Raw genomic sequence first — 18,831 nt, 5'->3', positions numbered from 1 at the left:
TAGGTCGGGGGGACAGACGGCCACTCGCGGACCGCCCGGGGCCGCCGTGGCGGGGCTCACGCCGGCCGCCGGGGGCTCCGGCGCCCCGGCGGCGGAGGGGATCCGCACGTGCGGGTGCACCCCTGGTCATGCAAACGTCACGATTGCGCATCTGCATGGTCTAGGTTGGGCGGGTACAGACGAACTTCCGGACATGAACGACAAGGAGGACCCTCGTCGTGGACCCCTCCCAATGGATCGCGATCGGCATCGCCGTCACGCTCGCGCTGCTGCTGGTGTTCGCCATCAGATGGGTGCTCAAGAACAAGCTCGCCAAGGCCTGGCGCGTCGCGGACTACGTGGTCGCGCGCACGCGCGTCTCCGGCTACACGGCGGCCGCGGTGGTCGGCGCCAACCTCGCGCTGCCCGACAAGACGGACGTGCCCTGGAGCACGTACCAGGTCATCGAGCACGCGATGCAGATCCTCATGATCGGGTCGCTGACGGCGCTGGGCATCAGCCTGGCGCACGCCGTCACCGACATGGTCCTCGCCCGGCTGTCGGTCGCCAACGGCGACGCCGACCGCAAGGCCCGGCGCCTCCAGACCCAGGTGCGGCTGCTGCGCCGGGTCATCACGTCGATCATCGTGGTCCTGGCCATCGCGTCGATACTGTTCACGTTCGACTCCGTGCGGGCGCTCGGCGCCGGGCTGCTGGCCTCCGCGGGCATCATCGGCATCGTCGCCGGTGTCGCGGCCCAGTCGACCCTGAGCAACCTGTTCGCCGGGCTCCAGCTGGCCTTCAGCGACGCGCTGCGCATCGGCGACGTGGTCGTGGTCGAGGGCGAGTGGGGGCGCGTCGAGGAGCTGAGCCTGGTCAACGTCACCATCAAGATCTGGGACGAGCGCCGCCTGGTCGTGCCGGTCGCGAACTTCACCACGACCAGCTTCGAGAACTGGACCAAGCAGGGCACGGCGATCACCGCGAAGGTCATGCTCCCCCTGGACTGGGAGGTCCCGATCGCGGAGCTGCGCGAGGAGGCCGGCCGCCTGATCACCTCCAGCTCCAACTGGGACGGGCGCAGCTGGTCGTGCCAGGTCGTCGACGTCACCCAGACGGGCGAGGTGGTGGTGCGGGTGGTCGCGACCGCCGCCGACACCGGGGCCCAGTGGGACATCGCCTGCGAGATCCGCGAGCACCTGATCGGGTGGCTGGTCGAGCACTACCCCGAGTCGCTGCCGCGCAGCCGCACCGAGTTCGTCTCGGGGGACGACGACGCCTCGTACGCCACGCAGTTCCCCACCTCGGCGTTCCGCCGCCGGGAGCCGAACGGCGTCACCGGCCCTCCCGGAGGAGACCCCGGGGAGAGCTGATCCGACGCGGACGGCGCCCGGGGCCCCGCGCTCCGGGCACCGTCGTGCGTGCGGGCCCGGGCCCCGGGCCGCTCCGGATCAGTCCAGGATGATGTCCTCGCCGTCGATCGTGACGGTGAACCCCTCCAGCGGCTCCTGCGCCGGACCGGTGACCACCTCGCCCGTCGAGATGTCGAACTCGCTCCCGTGGCACAGGCACCGGATGACGTCGTCGACCTCCTGGACGGTGCAGCCCCCGTGCGTGCAGGAGGCGCTGAACGCCCGGTAGTCGTCCTTCTCCGGCTGGGTCACCACCAGCTTGCTGTGGTGGAAGACCGCGCCCGCCCCCTCGGGGACGTCGGTGGTCTGGCCGACCACCTGGCCGCGCCGGACGTCCTGCGGACGGGGCGGTTCCCCGCCGCAGGCGCTCACGGCCGTGACGGCCGCCGCCGCGCCCGCCGTTCCGAGCAGGCTCCGCCTGCTCACCCCGCACCCGCACGTCCTCTTACCGGCCACGACCGAACGCTCCCTCACCTGCGCGGAAATATCACTACACAATGTAGTAGGCGTCAAGGGGTGCCCTGCGCCGGGGCCCCTCGGGAAGCTCCCCCGGCCGGGGCTACGGGGCCGGGGGGTGCGCCTGCGGGTCGGCGACGTCGAGCACCACGGTCCCCGCGATCCTGTCGTGCAGGCCCTGCCGGTTGGGCCTGTTCCAGGCGGCCATGCCGCCGGTGAGCACCGCCATGACGGCGACCAGCAGCCACCAGAGCCAGCCGAGGGCGAAGAACAGCAGGTACACGAACAGGAAGGGCAGCGCCAGCAGCGCGGCGCGCACGACCAGGGCGGTGATGCGCACGGCGCCCAGGCTGCCGGTGCCCTCCACCGGCGCCACCTTCAGCCCCAGCCTGCGCTTGCCCAGGGTCTGGCTCCGCCGGGCGAGGGCGAAGGTCTCGTAGCCGGTGTAGAACGCGAACCAGACCACCGACAGGAAGACCGGGTACCGGTCCTCGATGCCCTGCGTCGACCCGTTGGAGACCTGCTGGACGCCGACCCAGGCCAGCGTCACGACGAGTCCGACGAGCAGCGCGGGCAGGGCGACCAGGCCGAGGTCGATGAGCCTGGCCATGACCCGGGTCCGCCAGCCCGCCAGCGGGTACAGCCGCTCGGGCCCGGGAGGGGCGGAGGGGGCCGCGTGCCCGCCGCCGGGCACGGTGGTCTCGTCCGGGTCCGCGGGGGCGTACCCGTACGCCCGGTCGTGGGGCGGCTCCTGGCGGCCCTCCGGCCGCACTCCGTGTTCGGGTCCGGGCGGGGGAGCGTTCATGGCGGTGGCCGACCTCCTGGCTGTCGAGGGGCTGCGCGGGGCAGGGTGGCGCACGGACACGCCCGACTGTACCCACCCGGCGGCACCCGTCGTGATCGGGCCGATCCGCTGTGGCCGGCCCCTTCCGCGTCCCGGTCGGCGCCGGGCGGCCCCGGCCCGGGACGGCGAGGGGCCCGCCCCCGCCGGGTTCGGCGGGGGCGGGCCCGTTCGGCCCCGGACCGCTAGAGCAGCTTGGCGAGGAACCGCCCGGTGTAGGACTCGGCGACCGCCGCGACCTCCTCCGGGGTGCCCTCAGCGATCACCGTGCCGCCGCCCGAACCGCCCTCGGGTCCCATGTCGATGACGTGGTCCGCGGTCTTGATGACGTCGAGGTTGTGCTCGATGACGATCACCGTGTTGCCGGTGTCCGCCAGCCGGTTGAGCACGCCCAGCAGCTTGCGGATGTCCTCGAAGTGCAGGCCCGTGGTCGGCTCGTCCAGCACGTACACCGTCCGGCCGGTGGAACGCCGCTGGAGCTCCGCCGCGAGCTTGACGCGCTGGGCCTCACCGCCCGAGAGGGTGGTGGCGGGCTGCCCGAGCCGGACGTACCCCAGGCCGACGTCGTCCAGGGTCTGGAGGTGGCGGCGGATGGCGTTGATCGGCTCGAAGAACTCCAGCGCCTCGGAGATGGGCATCTCGAGCACCTCGGAGATGCTCTTGCCCTTGTAGTGGACCTGGAGGGTCTCCCGGTTGTACCGGGCGCCGTGGCAGATCTCGCAGGGCACGTAGACGTCGGGCAGGAACTGCATCTCGATCTTGAGCGTGCCGTCGCCGGCGCAGGCCTCGCAGCGGCCGCCCTTGACGTTGAAGGAGAACCGGCCGGGCTGGTAGCCGCGCGTCTTGGCGTCGGTGGTCTGCGCGAACAGCTTGCGGATGTGGTCGAAGACCCCGGAGTAGGTGGCCGGGTTGGAGCGCGGGGTGCGCCCGATCGGGCTCTGGTCGACGTGCACGACCTTGTCGACCTTGTTCATGCCGTTGACCCGCACGTGCCGGCCGGGCACGTCGCGCGCGCCGTTGAGCTCCTTGGCCAGCGCCTTGTACAGGATCTCGTTGACCAGGGTGGACTTGCCCGAACCGGACACGCCCGTGACGGCCGTGAACACGCCCAGCGGGAACGCGACGTCGATCCCGTGGAGGTTGTTCTCCCGGGCGCCCTTCACCACCAGCTCGTGCCCCTTCGTGAGGGGGCGCCGCCCCTCGGGGAGCGCGATGACGCGCCGGCCGGACAGGTACTCGCCGGTCAGCGACGTCTCGGAGGTGAGGAGTTCGTCCACGATGCCGGACACCACGACGTGCCCGCCGTGCTCGCCCGCGCCGGGGCCGATGTCCACCACCCAGTCGGCGGCGCGGATGGTGTCCTCGTCGTGCTCGACCACGATCAGCGTGTTGCCGATGTCGCGCAGCCGCTGGAGGGTCTCCAGGAGGCGGGCGTTGTCGCGCTGGTGCAGGCCGATGGACGGCTCGTCGAGCACGTACAGCACTCCCACCAGACCGGAGCCGATCTGCGTGGCGAGCCTGATCCGCTGGGCCTCGCCACCGGAGAGCGACCCGGAGGAGCGGGCCAGGCTCAGGTAGTCGAGGCCGACGTCGAGCAGGAAGCCGAGACGGGCGTTGATCTCCTTGAGGACCTGGGCCGCGATGACCGCGTCGCGGTCGGAGAGCGTGAGTCCGGCGAGGAAGGCGGCGCTGTCGGTGAGCGACATCTGCGCGACGTCGGCGATGGACCGGCCGCCCACCGTCACGGCCAGCACGACCGGCTTGAGGCGGGTCCCCTCGCAGGTGGGGCAGGGCACGGTGCGCATGTACCCCTCCAGCCGCTCGCGACCGTAGTCGCTCTCGGTCTCGGAGTGGCGGCGCTTCACCCAGGGGATGACGCCCTCGAACTCGGTGTAGTAGGAGCGGTTGCGCCCGTACCTGTTGCGGTAGGTGACGTGGACCTGGGTGTCGTGCCCCTCCATGAGCGCCTTGCGCGCGCGGCGCGGCAGCCGCTCCCAGGGGGTGTCCAGGTCGAACCCGACGGCCTCGCCGACCGCGGTCAGGATGCGCTCCCAGTAGCCGCTGTTGGGCCCGCCCGACCAGGGGCCGATGGCGCCCTCGGCCAGCGTCTTCTCCGGGTCCGGGACCAGCAGCTCGGCGTCGACCTCCATGCGGGTGCCCAGGCCCGAGCAGTCGGGGCAGGCGCCGTAGGGGGCGTTGAAGGAGAAGGAGCGGGGTTCGAGCTGCTCGAAGGAGAGGTCGTCGTAGGGGCAGTAGAGGTGCTCGGAGAACACCTTCTCCCGCTCGGCGTCGTCGGCGTCCAGGTCCACGAAGTCCAGGACGATGGTGCCGCCGGCGAGCTTGAGCGCGGTCTCGACGGAATCGTTGAGCCGGCCTCGGGCGCTCTCCTTGACGGAGAGCCGGTCCACGACCACGGCGATGTCGTGCTTGTCGTAGCGGCCCAGCTTGGGCGCCTCGTCCAGGCGCACCGCCTCGCCGTCCACGATCGCCCGGGTGTAGCCCTTGGACTGCAGGTCCTTGAAGAGCTCGGTGTACTCGCCCTTGCGTCCGCGCACGACCGGGGCCAGCACCTGGAAGCGGGTGCCCTCGGTCATCTCCAGGACACGGTCCACGATCTGCTGCGGCGTCTGCCGCGCGATCTCCCGGCGGCACTCCGGACAGTGCGGCACGCCGATGCGGGCCCACAGCAGGCGCAGGTAGTCGTACACCTCGGTGATGGTGCCGACGGTGGAGCGCGGGTTGCGGCTGGTGGACTTCTGGTCGATGGACACCGCCGGGGACAGGCCCTCGATGAAGTCCACGTCCGGCTTGTCCATCTGGCCGAGGAACTGGCGCGCGTAGGCCGAGAGGGACTCGACGTAGCGGCGCTGCCCCTCGGCGAAGATCGTGTCGAAGGCCAGCGACGACTTCCCCGACCCCGACAGGCCGGTGAACACGATCATGGAGTCACGCGGCAGGTCCAGCGAGACGTCCTTGAGGTTGTGCTCTCGGGCTCCCCGGACTACCAGTTGTTCGACCATCGAGTGAGACATCCTTCGGCATAGGCGCACCGGGTCGCGGACCGCGTCCGATGACGGCGGGCGACCCGTGTGTGGCTTCGCGGCGTGGCGGGCGAACGGCCTCGGGCGACCGCCTCGGCCTCGGAATCGGGCCGGTGAGGGGATGCGGGGAGGCCTCCGGCCTTCCCCGTCCGTCAAGACTAACGATCGCCGACGTCGGTTTCTTCCACTACGGAGAAGTGGTGGCGCCCCGGCGCTCACGCGCCAGGACACCACCACTATAGACGAACAGCTGTTCGAAAAAGGCCGTTCCGCAGGATGTCCGCGGGCCGCCCGGAGGCCGCCCGCCCGAGATCAGGACCTGTCGGCCGGAACGTCCTTCTCCTCCTCGACGGCGGGCTTGGCGCGCTCGTCGATCCTGGACTTGACGAGGCTTCCGACGATGGTGATCGTCATGATGCCGAGAATCACGGTCAGCGAGGTGCCGATGCCGATGTCGACGATGTGGATGCCGTTCTCGTGCAGCGCGTGGAAGATCATCTTCACGCCGATGAACAGCATGATCGCCGACAGGCCCCAGCTGATGTAGGCCAGGCGGTCCATCAGGCCGGCCAGCAGGAAGTACAGCTGGCGCAGGCCCAGCAGGGCGAAGGCGTTGGCGGTGAAGACGATGTAGGCGTCCTGGGTCAGGCCGAAGATCGCCGGGATGGAGTCGACCGCGAAGACCAGGTCGATGACGCCGATCGCGAGGATGACCAGGAGCATCGGGGTGACGTGGCGCTTGCCGTCGAGCTTCACGGTCAGCTTGGCGCCGTGGTACTCGCTGCTGACCGGCCAGAAGCGCTTGACCAGTCGGACCACGGGGGTCTGCGTGAAGTCCTTCTCCTCCTCGTCGCCCTTGATGTGGTCACGGAGGATCTTGTAACCGGTGTAGATCAGGAAGGCGCCGAAGAGGTAGAAGACCTCGCTCCAGGCGTTGATCACCTGGGCGCCGAGGACGATGAAGATGCCGCGCATGATGAGCGCGATCACGATGCCGACGAGCAGGACCTCGTGCTGGTACTTCCTGGGCACCGCGAAGGAGCCCATGAGGAGGTAGAACACGAAGAGGTTGTCGATGCTCAGGCTCTTCTCGGTGACGAAGCCCGCGAAGTACTCCGCGCCGGCCGCGCCGCCGCCGAAGTACCAGACCCCGAAACCGAAGAGGATGGCGATGCCGATGTAGAAGGCCGCCCACCAGGCAGCCTGCTTGATCCCGAACTCCTGGGGACCCTTTTTCTTGCTCCAGGGGTGGTCGACGATGGCCAGGTCGATCACCAGGACGGCGATCATGCCACCGATCGTCGCAGCCCACACCCACATGGGAACGTCCACAGACGGATTCTCCTCCGGTTGGTGCGCGCGAGCAGTGTGCACGCACGTCGAACTACCGGAGGTCTCTCCCGCTCACGTCCGGAGGACGGGAACCGACGGCACCGGGAGAACGACTCTGTACTCCGTGATGACGACACCGCCGCGACAGGGATACTCCCCTCACGTGAAAACAAGGGTACCGGTCGTGCGCACTCCGTGACACACCTTCGGACCCACTGATCAGGATGGCATCTCCGGCCTCTCCCGGGAAGACGCGGCGGCGGTGGTATTCATCGCTCCCCCGGGACACATGGGTCAGACCCCCGGGTAGGGGTCCCCGTCCCCCGGTCCGGGGGATCCCGCCGCGCCCCGCCTCCCGGCGCCCCGCGGCTCAGCGGCGGAGCACCGACTTGTAGACGGCGGCGGCGGCCTCCACCGCGTCCTCCTCGCTCGGCAGCGTCCGCGCGGTCTCCCGTGCACGGGTCCGCAGGTCCGCGGCCAGCACGGGGTCGTCCAGGACCCGCCCCACCGCGGCCGCGAACGCCTCCGTGTCCCCCGGCGGCACCATCAGCACCGTCCCCGCGTACAGGTCGGGGATCCCCCCGACCCGGGTGGAGACCACGGGCAGCCCCGCCCGCAGCGCCTCCATGATCACCAGCGACGGCCCCTCCCACTGGCTGGTGAGGCAGAACACGTCCGCGGCGGCGAGGAGGTCGGCCACGTCCGAGCGGTGGCCGAGCATGCGCACGTCGGCGTCCATCTCGGCCGCCGTGTCGTGCAGCCGGCCCCAGAGGGGGCCGTCCCCTGCGATCGCGATCACCGGCTCCGGGCTGCGGGCGGCGATGGAGGGCGCCGCGTCCAGGAGCATGTGCAGCCCCTTCTGCTCCGCGAGCCGGCCGATGGTCAGCAGCAGGGGGCGGTCGGGAAGGACGGCCAGGTCGGCGCGCGTGGCCTCGCGCCCGTTCAGCGGCGTCCCCGTCTCCGGCGCGGCCACCACCGCGAGGCGGGCCTCCCGCGCCCCGAGGGCGCGCATCCGCCGCACCAGGTCGCCGGACACTCCCAGCACCGCGTCCGCGCGGTGGGCCACGATCCGCTCCAGGAGGGGGTAGGCCAGGGCCAGGAGGCCCCCGACCGGCGGCGGCGCGTTGTGCGCCGTCACCACCAGCGGCCGGGCGCCCGCCAGCGCGCAGAGGGCCCCGGCGCGCATCCCGTGCGCGTGAACCACGTCCGCGCCGCGCGTCAGCGAGCGCAGGAGCAGCACCGCGCCGGGGTCCCCCGCCGAGGGCGCGGGACCGATGGGCACCGGGGAGAAGCGCAGGCCCTCCGAGGTGAACCCGAACTCCTGCTCGGCCTCGGCCGGGCCGAGCACCGCCACCCGGTACCCGCGGGCGCGCAGCCCCGCGCCCAGTGAGCGGACGTGGCGGCCGACGCCTCCTGTGCTGGTACCGACGACCAGCGCGATCCTGCCGTTCACCGCTTCCCCCTCCTGCGTTCGAGTACGGTCCTGGCCCGGTCGGCGACGGCCCGCACGGCGGCGCGGTCCGCCAGGGCCGCGACCGCCGCGTAGACCACCAGCCCCGCGGCGCCCGCCGAGGCGGCCGCCCCCGCCGACTGCCACACCCCGTCGGCGGGCAGGAGCCCGGCGACCGCCCGGCCCGCCACCCATCCGGCGCCGCCGCCGAGGGCGGCGGCCAGCACCGAGCGCGCCACGCCCTCCAGGGCGCCGCGGCCGTGCGCGCGCGCCACGCCCGCGCAGAGCAGTACGGCGGCCAGGGTCAGGCCGACCGTGCTGGCCGCGCCCAGTCCGGCGATCGACCATCCCGGGGGGAGCAGCCACACCAGAACCGCGGCGCACGCCGTCACCACGAGCCACCCCACCACCTGGGCTGCGGCGGCGGAACGTCCGTGGTGGGACGCGTACAGGGCCCGGCTGAGCAGGGCGACCAGGCCGAAGCCCACCACACCCGGAGCGTAGGCCAGCAGGGCGCGCTCGAGGGTCTGCGGATCCTGCTGGGCGAAGACCCCGGCCACCGGGGCGGCGGCGGCCGCCAGCGCGGTGCCCACCCCGGCCGTGGCCACCACACAGGCGCGGGCGCCTCCGGCGGCGAGCGCGGCGAACCCCTCGCGGTCGTGTTCGGCGTGGGCCACGGCGAGGGCGGTGAAGGCGCTCGTCGCGATGGGGACCGCGATCACCCCGTACGGGAGGGTGAACAGGGCCCACGCGTAGGTGTAGAGCACGGCCGCCCCCGGGCCCCCGCCCCAGTTGGCCAGCGCCACCGACAGCAGGAGGCACACCTGCATGGCCACCAGCGGCAGCAGTGACGCCGCCGCCAGGGAGCGCACCCGTCCCCCCACACCGGCGGGGAACGTCAGGCGCGGCCGGGGTCGCGTCCTCAGCCGCGCGGCGGGGCCCAGCACCGTCAGGAACAGGGCCGCCGCCCCCGCGGTGGTGCCGAGCGACAGGGTGAGCTCCGCCGCGGCGGGCAGGCCCGCGACGTCCTGGCGGTGGCCGCCGCCCAGCGGCACGAAGGCCAGGCAGGCGGCGATCACCACGAGGCTGGACAGCAGCGGCGCCAGCGCGGGCGCCAGGAACCTGCGGTGCGCCTGGAGGACGCCGTACAGGACCGAGGCCAGCCCGTAGAAGACGATCTGAGGTGCGAAGACCACGAGCATGCGGGAGGACAGGGCGAGCAGCGCCTCCCCGTCGCAGCCGGCTCCGGCTCCGAGCATCAGCGCCGTCACCGGTGGCGCCGCGAGGGCCAGCAGGACGGACAGCGGGACGGACAGGAGCAGCACCCAGGTGATGAGCGCGGACGCGGTGCGGCGCACCTGGTCGTGGTCGCCGCGGGCGGCGGCCGAGGCCATGACGGGGACGACCACGGCCGTGAGCGCCCCGCCGATGACGATCTCGAACAGGACGGCGGGGATCTGGTTCGCGGTGACGTACGCGGTGCCCAGGCAGGTGTCGCCGACGGTCTGCGAGAAGACGACCGTGCGGCCGAACCCCGCCAGGCGCGCCCCGACAGTGGCCACCGCGATGAGCGCCGCCGCCGCGCCGACACCGCTGGTCACGCCGTGGACGGCGCGGGACACCGCGGACACCTCACGCGCACCTTCCCACCGGGCGCCCTTCGCCCGGGGCGCCGGCACGCCCCTCGTCCTCCGCCCCTCCGGCGGCCGTCCTCCGGACGGGGCTCCTGCCCCACTGGTCGAGGCGGCGCAGGGCCGGGACGCGGTCGATGACACGGGAGAAACTGGTCACCTCGCTGGCCAGGGTCAGGGCGGCCACCGCGCCGAACAGCGCCAGGCGCACCGGGCGCGGCGCCTGCGCGACGGCGGCGGCCCCGAGGGCCGCGCCCAGGGCGTTGGCCCCCGCGTCGCCCAGCATGGAGCGCTCGGCCAGTTCGTCGGGGAGCAGCGCGGAACAGGCGCCCACCACCGGGCCGAGCAGGGGCGCAGCGGGCGAGGCCAGGGCCGGCGCCGCGGCGAGGAGGGCGAACTTGGCGGCGCGGCCGGGGCGCAGGTCGAACAGGTTGACCAGGTTGGCGCCGGCCGCGATGAGCGCGCCGTCCACCAGGGTGTCCACCGGCCCGCGGCGCAGCAGGGAGGCGGCCGCGACCCCGGTGGCGCCGATGCCGACCATCTTGACCAGGCCGGTGGTGACCTCTCCGCGCGCGAGCGCGGCCAGGTGTCCGCGCAGGCCACGGGCCTGGCCGTTGCCCGACAGGTCGTCGTAGGCCCCGAACGCGGCGGCCCCCGCCGCGGCGAGGGCGGACGCGGCGCGCACCCGCGGCGCCGGCCCGGGGACGAGGAGGCTCGCGGCGCACACCCCCGAGGCCAGGGCCGGGCCCTCCTGGAGGGTGACGACGCGGCCCCGGAAGTTGCGGCGCAGCCAGGCGGAGGGGGCGTCCGCACCGGGCGTCCCCGCGGAGCCCTCCGCCCGGGGGTCGCCGGGGACCGTGCCGGTCGCGCCGTCCGCCCCCGTCCCGGCGGGGGCGCAGGCGCGCTCGGGCAGGGTGAGCACGGCGTAGGCCGCCCGGGCGGCGGCCGCGCCGACCACGGCGCCCGCCAGGCCCTGCGCCAGGGAGCGGAGGGGCGGCGGGACGGGTCGGCGCCCGCCGGCGGCGGGCGCGACCGCGGCCGTGCGCACGGCGTGGGAGAGCACGGGCGTCACTCCCCGCCCCTGACGGTGCGGCGGGACTCGTCGGCGCCGCCCCTGCTGCCGGTCGCCGCCTCCTCCGCGGCGCCGGACGCCGCGTCGTCCGCCTCGCGGGCGGCGGGCAGCGGGTCGGGCAGGAACCCCCGGACCCCCTCACCGATCCCGTACGCCCCGACGCCCCCCTCCAGGTTCTCGGCCAGGGCCAGAACGGCGATGATGTCGCCCATGGGGCGCCCGGTCACGTCCGCGGTGGCGAACTCCGGCTCGGCCGCGCGGGCCTGGGCGAGCATCCCGTCACCGCGGGAGGACGGCACGTCGCCGGCGAGGACGGCGGCGCCGACCTCCCTGTGCAGGGCGGTGGTGACGGTGGTGAGCACCGCGTTGACGGCCTCCCGGTCGGCCCCGTCGGAGGCCCCCGCCGCCGGCGCGAGGACGACCAGGGCGTCGGCGGACACGGCCGGGTCGCCCTCGACCTGGACCAGACCGCCCTCGGAGAAGGCGTCCAGGACGGCCTCGGCGTCGTGGGAGCCACCCCCTCCGGAGGTCTCCTCCACGTCCCGCGGGTCCTCCGTCGCCCGTCCGGCGCCCTCCGCGTCCCCGTCGCCGGACCCCGCGCCGTCGGCGGCCGCCAGGGCGCGTCCGAGCTCCGTGCCCGCCTTCTCGTAGGGCCCTCCGGTCAGGCCGTCGGGGTCCTGGGAGACCTGGATCGACAGCTCGTCGACGAAGGTGGCGTTGCCCGCGTCCACGAGGGCGTCGGTGACCGCGACCCGGCCGACGACCTCGCCGCCCGCCTCCTCGACCCGCGCGGCGAGCCCGTCGGCCACCTCGGGGTTCGCCCCCGGGGCCGTCACCACGACCACGCCCAGGCCGGTGAGGCGGCCGTCGAGCATGTCCGAGGACACGGCCTCGGCCATCTCGTCGGCTCCGGCGTTGACCTTGTCCGCGACGTCGCGCTCGGAGCGCAGGTCCTCGCTCTGGCCGCGCAGGTCCGCGGTCTCGGACTGGAGTGTGTTCAGCAGGGGGTCCTGGAGCATGGTGGTCCCCAGGACCAGCCCCACGGTGAGCGCGAGGAACACCGCGACTATGGACACCAGGTGGTAGCGGAAATCGATCACGTCAGCAGTCCCGTCAGCCAGTAGGAGAACACGTCCCAGCGCGCCGCGAGAAAGGTGAGGTAGACCTGTCCCGCCGGTGAGCTGTAGGCGGCGACCACGATGGTGAGCAGACAGGCGGCGACCAGCCCGAGCAGCGCCCAGGGCGAGATGCGCGAGCGGTACAGGCGGCTGACGCCCTTGGCGTCGACGAGCTTCCCGCCCACCCTGAGCCTGGTCAGGAAGGTGCTGGCCATGCCCGAGCGGCCCTTGTCGAGGAACTCCTCCAGGGTGGCGTGGGTGCCCACCGCCACGATGAGGGCGGCGCCCGAACCGTCGGCCAGCATCATCGCCACGTCCTCGCTGGTGCCGGTCGCCGGGAAGACCACCGCGTCGTAGCCGAGGTCGGTGAGCCGGGGGAGGCCGGGGGCCCGGCCGTCCCGGTAGGCGTGCACGACGAGTTCGGCGCCGCTCGCCAGGGCCTGGTCCGACACCGAGTCGAAGTCGCCGACGATGATGTCGGGCCGGTAGCCGCCCTCCATGACCGCGTCCGCGCCGCCGTCCACGGCGATGATGACGGGTCTGAACTCGCGGATGTAGGGGCGCAGGGCGGCGATGTCCTCGCGGTAGTGGTAGCCGCGGACCACGATGAGGACGTGGCGCCCCTCCATGTCGGTCTCGATGTCGGGGATGCCGATGCCGTCCAGGAGCAGGTCCCGCTCGTGCTGGAGGTAGGCCATGGTGTTGGCCGCGAACGCCTCCAGCTGTGTGGCGAGCCCGGTGCGGGCCTCGGCCATGGCGGCGCTGACGGTCCCCGCGTCCTGGAGGGTCCCGCGGGCGAGCGCCTCGTCGCCGCGGTACAGGGTGGCGCCCTCCAACCGGAGCCGCTCGCCGTCGCGGACCCGGGTGAAGACCTCGGGGTCGACGTCGTCGACGAGGGGGATGCCCGCCGTGACGATCATCTCCGGCCCCTGGTTGGGGTAGCGGCCGCTGATGCTCTTGGCGACGTTGAGCACCGCCGAGACCCCGCAGCCGACCAGCGCCTCGGCGCTGACCCGGTCCAGGTCGACGTGGTCGATGACGGCGATGTCGCCGGGGCGGAGGCGTTTGGTCAGGTTCTTGGTGCGGCGGTCCGAGCGGACGGGCGCGACCAGCCCTGTGGGAGCGTCCGCCCGGGAGCGGCGGAACCGCATGACTGTGGCGCTGAGCGCATCCGTTACCTTCATCGCTGGCATACTGTCAGAACGCGACTACGGTAAGTCATAACACCTGGGAGATCGGCGTGTTCGGGCAGGACCGCCGTCACCACCCCAACGGGGACGCCGACGGCGGCCTGCCACCGCCCTACCCGGGAACGGGCCCGTCTCACACATCCGCCCCGGGGGCCCCGGGGCCCCCGCTCAGGCGGCGGGGTAGGCGCGCTCCGGGTCGGCGTTGGTGAGCAGCTCCTCGGCGTGGGCGCGGCCCAGCTCGGAGTCCTCCAGGCCGGCGAGCATCCGCGACAGCTCGCGGACCCGGCCCGCGCGGTCCAACCGCACCACGCCGCTCTCCGTGACCAGGCCCTCGGTCGACTTCTCCACCACCAGGTGCGCGTCCGCGAACGCCGCGACCTGCGGGAGGTGGGTGACGACGATGACCTGGGAGCGCTGCGCGAGCTTGGCCAGGCGGCGGCCGATCTCCACCGCGGCCTTGCCGCCCACCCCCGCGTCGACCTCGTCGAAGACGAACGTCGGCACCGGGTCGGCCCCCGCGAACACCACCTCGATGGCCAGCATCACCCGGGAGAGCTCACCGCCGGAGGCGCCCTTGTTGAGCGCCAGCGGCGGTGAACTGGGGTGCGGGGCCAGCAGGACCTCGACCTCGTCGCGTCCGTACGGGCCGAACTCCTCGCCCGTGGTGATCCGCACGCTCACGCGGGCGTGCGGCATGGCCAGGGCGGTCAGCTCCTCGGTGACGGCCGCGCCGAAGCGGTCGGCCGCCTCGGTGCGGACGCGCGTCAGCTCCGCGGCGCACCGGTCCAGCCCCTCGTACAGCTCGGCGGCCTCGGCGCGCAGGGCCTCGATGCGCTCGTCGTCGTTGTCCAGGTCCGCCAGCCGCTTGGCCGCCTCCGAGGCCCAGCCCAGCACCTCGTCCGTGGTCTCGCCGTACTTGCGGGACAGGGAGGTCAGGAGCGCGCGGCGCTCCTGCACCTGGGCCAGGCGGCCGGGGTCGGCGTCCACGGACTCGGCGTAGGACGCCAGCTCGGTGGCCGCGTCGGTGAGGATGTAGGACGCCTCGTCCAGCCGGTCGCCGATGGCGGCCAGCTCCGCGTCGTGCTCGCGGACGGAGGCCACCGCCTGGCGGGCCGCGGAGAGCAGCGCGGCCACGTCGACCTCCACGTCGGAGGCGGGGTCCCCCGCCAGGGCCTCGTGGGCGGTGGTCGCCGCCACGCGCAGGCCGTCGGCGTGCGCCAGGCGCGTCTCCTCCGCCAGGAGTTCGGCGTCCTCGCCGGGCAGGGGCTCGGCCGCGGCGATCTCCTCCACCCCGAAGCGGAGCATGTCGGCCTCCTGGGCGCGCTCGCGCGCCCGCTCGACCAGCTCCTCGAGCTCCGCGGTCACCTCCCGGTGGCGGCGGTAGGCCAGGGTGTACTGCTTGGCGGCCTTCGCCAGCTGCTCGCCGGCGAAGCGGTCCAGTGAGGAGCGCTGCCGGTCGGCGCGCAGGAGCCGCTGCTGGTCCGACTGCCCGTGGACCGCCACCAGGTCGTCGGCGAGGTAGGCGAGCAGGCTGACGGGAGCCGAGCGACCGCCCATCGTGGCGCGCGACCGGCCCTCGGCGGACACCGCCCGGGTGAGGATGAGGACGTCGTCGTCGATGTCGCCCCCCGCCTCCAGCACGCGGTCGGCCACACGGCCGCCTGCGGGAACGGTCAGCCGCCCCTCCACCACCGCCCGGTCGGCGCCGGGCCGTACGCGCTGGGGGTCGGCCCGCCCGCCGAAGAGCAGCCCGAGCCCGGTGACGACCATGGTCTTTCCCGCGCCGGTCTCACCCGTGACGACGGTCAGCCCCGGTGACAACTCCAAAACGGCGTCGTCAATGACCCCGAGTCCCTGGATACGGACTTCTTCGAGCACCGATCCCTCTCCTGTGGTTGGCTCCACTTCGTTGCGCGCGCTCGTCCGAACGCCGCGCCGGAACGCACTCCGCGTTCAGTGACCGTGCTCGACCCGCCCGCGCCAACCCGCGACCGGAAGGCCGAACTTGGCCACCAGGCGGTCGGTGAACGGCGCCCGGTGCAACCGGGCCAGCCGGACCGGCGTATCGGCACGGGTGATCTCGATTCGTGCCCCCGCGGGCAATTCGACCATACGCCGTCCATCACACCAGAGCACCCCCGGCGCCGTGTCCGGAAGCACCTCGAAGGCGATGGTGGCGTGCGGCCCCACGACCAGGGGCCGGGCGAACAGGGCGTGCGCGCTGAGCGGCACGACCAGGAGGGCCTCCACGTCGGGCCACACCACCGGCCCGCCCGCGGAGAAGGCGTGCGCCGTGGACCCCGTCGGGGTGGCGCACACCACCCCGTCGCAGGCCCAGCGGGAGAGCGGGCGGCCGTCGATCTCCAGGACGGCCTCCAGGATGCGCCGGGACTCGCCCTTCTCCAGCGTGGCGTCGTTGAGCGCCCAGGAGCGCACCGACGGGGCCCCGTTGTTGCGCCCCCCGTTGAAGACCGCGACCTCCAGGGTCATGCGCTCCTCGACGTCGTAGTCGCGGTTGACGACGCTGCGCACGGTGGCGCCCAGGTCCTCGCGCTCGGCCTCGGCGAGGAAGCCCACGTGGCCCAGGTTCACACCGAGGAGCGGCGCCCCGGCGGGGCGGGCCATCTCGGCGGCCCGCAACAGGGTGCCGTCGCCGCCCAGGACCATGACCAGCTCCACCCCCTCGGCCGCGTCGGCGGACCCGACGGCCTCGATCGGGGAGAGCACACAGCCCACCGCGGCCAGCTCCTCGACCTCGGCCTTGAGCATGCGCACGGTCAGGCCGGCGCGGCTGAGGCTCTCGTGGACCAGTTGCGCGCTGCGCACCGCCGCGGGCCGACCGGTGTGCGCCAGCAGGAGAACACTGCGTCCGCTGGTCATCGCCGTCCCCTTACGTTCGCTCCCCGACAGGGGAGCCCGAGTACTGGCCGGGAGCTTCGCTGACCCGGCCGGGTCACGTTACCGGACACCTGAGACACGGTGCCATGCCCGTCAGCTCGGCCCCTCCTCGACGGCCCGGGCCAGGTCGGCCGGGTCCAGGGCCGGGGCTCCCGCGCGCAGCCACAGGAAGTACTCGACGTTTCCGGAGGGCCCCGGGAGCGGGCTCGCGGTCACGCCGACGACGCCCAGGCCCAGGGAGAGGGCGTGGGCGGCGACGTCGGAGACCGCCTCGGCGCGCAGCGCGGGCTCGCGGACCACTCCCCCCGCGCCGACCTTGTTCCTGCCGACCTCGAACTGCGGCTTGACCATGAGCACGAAGTCCGCGTCGGCCGCCACGCAGTCCTTCAGCGGCCCCAGGACCAGTTTCAGGGAGATGAACGACAGGTCGCCGACGACCAGATCCGGGCGCGGTTCGCCGATCTGCTCCGGGGTGAGCTCGCGGACGTTGACCCGCTCCATCACCCGCACCCGGTCGTTGCTGCGCAACGACCAGGCGAGCTGCCCGTAGCCGACGTCGACCGCGGTGACGTGGGCCGCCGTACGGCGGAGCAGCACGTCGGTGAAGCCGCCGGTGGAGGCGCCGGCGTCCAGCGCGCGGCGGTCGGTGACGTCCAGGGCGAAGGCGTCGAGGGCGCCGATGAGCTTGTGGGCGCCCCGGGAGACGTACGGGGGTTCGTCGGAGGGGGCCCTGACCACGATGGGCTGGTCCTGGCCCACCTGGGTCGCGGCCTTGGAGGCCACGACCCCGGCCACCTTGACGAACCCGCCGTCGATGATCTCGGCGGCGTGGCCCCTGGAGCGTGCGTGCCCGCGGCGGACCAGTTCCGCGTCGAGCCGAGTACGTTTTGCCATGGTCACCTACGATACCGAGAGTTATCGGGGGGTGTTCGCGTTCTGGTCGAGCGCCCCGAGCACACCGGACAGCTCCCGGTGCAGGGCGTCGAAGACCGCGACGTGCTCGGACGTGGGTCGGGAGCCCAGTGATTCCAGGCGCTCCCGGGTGCCGCTGAGGGTCTGCTCGGCCACGGCCTCGGCCTGTTCCTTGGGGTCCATGGTTCTCCCGGTGATCGCGTTCGACCGACTCTACTTCTTCGCGGGGCCCTTGCCCTTGGGGGTGCGCTTGGCGGTGGAGCGCGCCCGCGCCGTCTTGGCAGGGGCCCGGGTTCTGGCCTTGGTCCCGGCCGCTCCGGCCTCGGCGGGCGCGGCCTCCTCCCCCTCCCCGGCGGGCTCCCCGGCCCCGTCCCGGCCGTCGGCCGCGGCGTCGGAGGAACCCTCGGGGCCGTCGCCTCCGGGCGACTCCCGGACCTCCGGGGCCCCGTCTCCGGCGGCCCCTTCCGTCTCCGTCGGGGCGGCGGGTCCGCGGGCGGCGACCGCGTCCGCGTCCTGTCCGGCGGGACCGGCGGCCGGAGCCACCGGGGAGGCCGCCCCCACCGCCCCGGGGGCCAGGGCCCTCTCCACCGCGTGGCGGGCGGCCAGCCGCCGCTCCAGCTCGGCGACCCGGCGCACCAGCCGCTCGTGCTCACCGCGCGGGACCACGTCCATCCGCTCCAGCTGGCGCCCGACCTCCGCGCGGACCAGGTCGGCGAGGGCCGACCTGTTCGCCTGGCTGGTCTCGATGAGCTCGCCCGCCAGCGCCTGGATGCTCTGCCCCACCCGCGGGGGCGGGGTGTCGCCCTCTCCCGCCCCGGAGGGGGCGGGGCCTCCGGCGCCGTTCGCCCTCAGCAGGGTCTTGGCGGCGGCGACGGCCTGCTTGCGCGAGAGTTCGGTGAGGCCATTGGCGGCATCGAGATAGGTGCGTACCGCGTCGACGACCATGATTCAGGTGCTCCTTGATGGGACCGCGGGAGAATGGGGAGGGGCCCGGGAAGCAGGGGCCACTGCGCAGCGGGGGGCGCTTCCCACGCTACCCCTGCGGGGCCGCCGTTGACACGCGTTCGCGGCAGGCCATCCCATTCGTCACTGCGGCCCCGGAAGGATTCCCGGCGCACCGCGGTAGGGCATGATGTCGCCATGAGCAGCATCGACGCCTGTCTCGCGGGAATCGAGAAGATCAACCGGCGCATCCTCTCCGAGTCCGAGGAGAAGCGGCGCAAGCACATCCGCGAGCGCTCCGTCAGCGTGGTGGTCCCGGACCTGGGGACCGCCTTCGACATGCGCCTGACGGTCGGGGGCCTGACCGGCCTCACCCACCGGCCCGCCGACCGCGCGGCCCCGGAGCCGCAGGTGCGGGTCACCGTCGACAGCGACGACCTGGTGGCCCTGTCCGAGGACCGCTTGGACGCCGCCCGCGCCCTCCTGGGCCGCAGGGTCAGGGTGGACGCGAGCGTCGGCGACCTCCTGCGCCTGCGGCGCCTCCTCTGAACCGGCGC

16 protein-coding genes are annotated in these 18,831 nt (G+C 73.5%); 2 read left to right on the top strand and 14 right to left on the bottom strand.

What is annotated here, in order from left to right; genetic code table 11:
• The first annotated feature begins 218 nt into the window (after window positions 1-218).
• Window positions 219-1,352 carry a mechanosensitive ion channel family protein gene (locus tag ACQPYD_RS08920; protein ID WP_433700537.1) on the top strand — a complete coding sequence of 378 codons (1,134 nt, stop codon included), beginning with the start codon at window positions 219-221 and terminating at the stop codon, window positions 1,350-1,352.
• A gap of 78 nt (window positions 1,353-1,430) precedes the next feature.
• On the opposite strand, the gene ACQPYD_RS08915 is transcribed toward ACQPYD_RS08920, so the two are convergent.
• From ACQPYD_RS08915 to ACQPYD_RS08850, 14 genes are all read right to left on the bottom strand, one after another.
• Window positions 1,431-1,817 carry a Rieske (2Fe-2S) protein gene (locus tag ACQPYD_RS08915; protein WP_267948978.1) on the bottom strand — a complete coding sequence of 129 codons (387 nt, stop codon included), beginning with the start codon at window positions 1,815-1,817 and terminating at the stop codon, window positions 1,431-1,433.
• A gap of 133 nt (window positions 1,818-1,950) precedes the next feature.
• Complete coding sequence (locus tag ACQPYD_RS08910; RefSeq protein WP_433700536.1) at window positions 1,951-2,652, bottom strand: RDD family protein; 702 nt, start codon at window positions 2,650-2,652, stop codon at window positions 1,951-1,953.
• Window positions 2,653-2,873: 221 nt separating this feature from the next.
• The gene (uvrA, locus tag ACQPYD_RS08905; protein WP_433700535.1) at window positions 2,874-5,708 is read right to left on the bottom strand and encodes an excinuclease ABC subunit UvrA; all 2,835 of its coding nucleotides are present in this window, start codon (window positions 5,706-5,708) and stop codon (window positions 2,874-2,876) included.
• Window positions 5,709-6,041: 333 nt separating this feature from the next.
• Window positions 6,042-7,061 (bottom strand): TerC family protein, encoded by a 1,020-nt coding sequence (locus ACQPYD_RS08900; RefSeq protein ID WP_433700534.1) that lies wholly within the window; start codon window positions 7,059-7,061, stop codon window positions 6,042-6,044.
• Between the two features lie 370 nt (window positions 7,062-7,431).
• Window positions 7,432-8,514, bottom strand: coding sequence for a glycosyltransferase family 4 protein (locus tag ACQPYD_RS08895; protein WP_433700533.1), 1,083 nt, complete (start codon window positions 8,512-8,514; stop codon window positions 7,432-7,434).
• The gene (gene murJ, locus ACQPYD_RS08890; RefSeq protein ID WP_433702000.1) at window positions 8,511-10,133 is read right to left on the bottom strand and encodes a murein biosynthesis integral membrane protein MurJ; all 1,623 of its coding nucleotides are present in this window, start codon (window positions 10,131-10,133) and stop codon (window positions 8,511-8,513) included. The genes ACQPYD_RS08895 and murJ overlap by 4 nt, the downstream gene beginning before the upstream one ends.
• A 10-nt stretch (window positions 10,134-10,143) precedes the next feature.
• On the bottom strand, window positions 10,144-11,214 hold the full coding sequence (locus ACQPYD_RS08885; protein ID WP_433700532.1) for a hypothetical protein: 1,071 nt from the start codon (window positions 11,212-11,214) through the stop codon (window positions 10,144-10,146).
• Window positions 11,211-12,314 (bottom strand): copper transporter, encoded by a 1,104-nt coding sequence (locus tag ACQPYD_RS08880; RefSeq protein ID WP_433700531.1) that lies wholly within the window; start codon window positions 12,312-12,314, stop codon window positions 11,211-11,213. The genes ACQPYD_RS08885 and ACQPYD_RS08880 overlap by 4 nt, the downstream gene beginning before the upstream one ends.
• Window positions 12,311-13,483: a putative cytokinetic ring protein SteA gene (gene steA, locus ACQPYD_RS08875; RefSeq protein ID WP_433701999.1), complete on the bottom strand. Its 1,173-nt coding sequence runs from the start codon at window positions 13,481-13,483 to the stop codon at window positions 12,311-12,313. The genes ACQPYD_RS08880 and steA overlap by 4 nt, the downstream gene beginning before the upstream one ends.
• A 207-nt stretch (window positions 13,484-13,690) precedes the next feature.
• Window positions 13,691-15,400 carry a DNA repair protein RecN gene (recN, locus tag ACQPYD_RS08870; RefSeq protein ID WP_433700530.1) on the bottom strand — a complete coding sequence of 570 codons (1,710 nt, stop codon included), beginning with the start codon at window positions 15,398-15,400 and terminating at the stop codon, window positions 13,691-13,693.
• 75 nt (window positions 15,401-15,475) lie between these two features.
• Window positions 15,476-16,402 (bottom strand): NAD kinase, encoded by a 927-nt coding sequence (locus tag ACQPYD_RS08865; protein ID WP_433700529.1) that lies wholly within the window; start codon window positions 16,400-16,402, stop codon window positions 15,476-15,478.
• 111 nt (window positions 16,403-16,513) lie between these two features.
• Complete coding sequence (locus ACQPYD_RS08860) at window positions 16,514-17,314, bottom strand: TlyA family RNA methyltransferase (protein ID WP_433700528.1); 801 nt, start codon at window positions 17,312-17,314, stop codon at window positions 16,514-16,516.
• A gap of 21 nt (window positions 17,315-17,335) precedes the next feature.
• Window positions 17,336-17,515, bottom strand: a complete 180-nt coding sequence (locus tag ACQPYD_RS08855; RefSeq protein WP_267948969.1) for a hypothetical protein — start codon at window positions 17,513-17,515, stop codon at window positions 17,336-17,338.
• Window positions 17,516-17,545: 30 nt separating this feature from the next.
• Complete coding sequence (locus ACQPYD_RS08850) at window positions 17,546-18,277, bottom strand: membrane fusogenic activity family protein (protein ID WP_433700527.1); 732 nt, start codon at window positions 18,275-18,277, stop codon at window positions 17,546-17,548.
• A 195-nt stretch (window positions 18,278-18,472) separates the two neighbouring features.
• Here ACQPYD_RS08850 and ACQPYD_RS08845 point away from each other — a divergent pair, with 195 nt between their 5' ends.
• Window positions 18,473-18,823: an SCP2 sterol-binding domain-containing protein gene (locus ACQPYD_RS08845; RefSeq protein ID WP_267948967.1), complete on the top strand. Its 351-nt coding sequence runs from the start codon at window positions 18,473-18,475 to the stop codon at window positions 18,821-18,823.
• Window positions 18,824-18,831 lie beyond the last annotated feature (8 nt).

This window comes from Nocardiopsis sp. CA-288880, from assembly GCF_050955985.1.
GTDB classification, from domain to species: domain Bacteria; phylum Actinomycetota; class Actinomycetes; order Streptosporangiales; family Streptosporangiaceae; genus Nocardiopsis; species Nocardiopsis tropica.
This window is presented reverse-complemented; position numbering and strand designations above follow the sequence as displayed.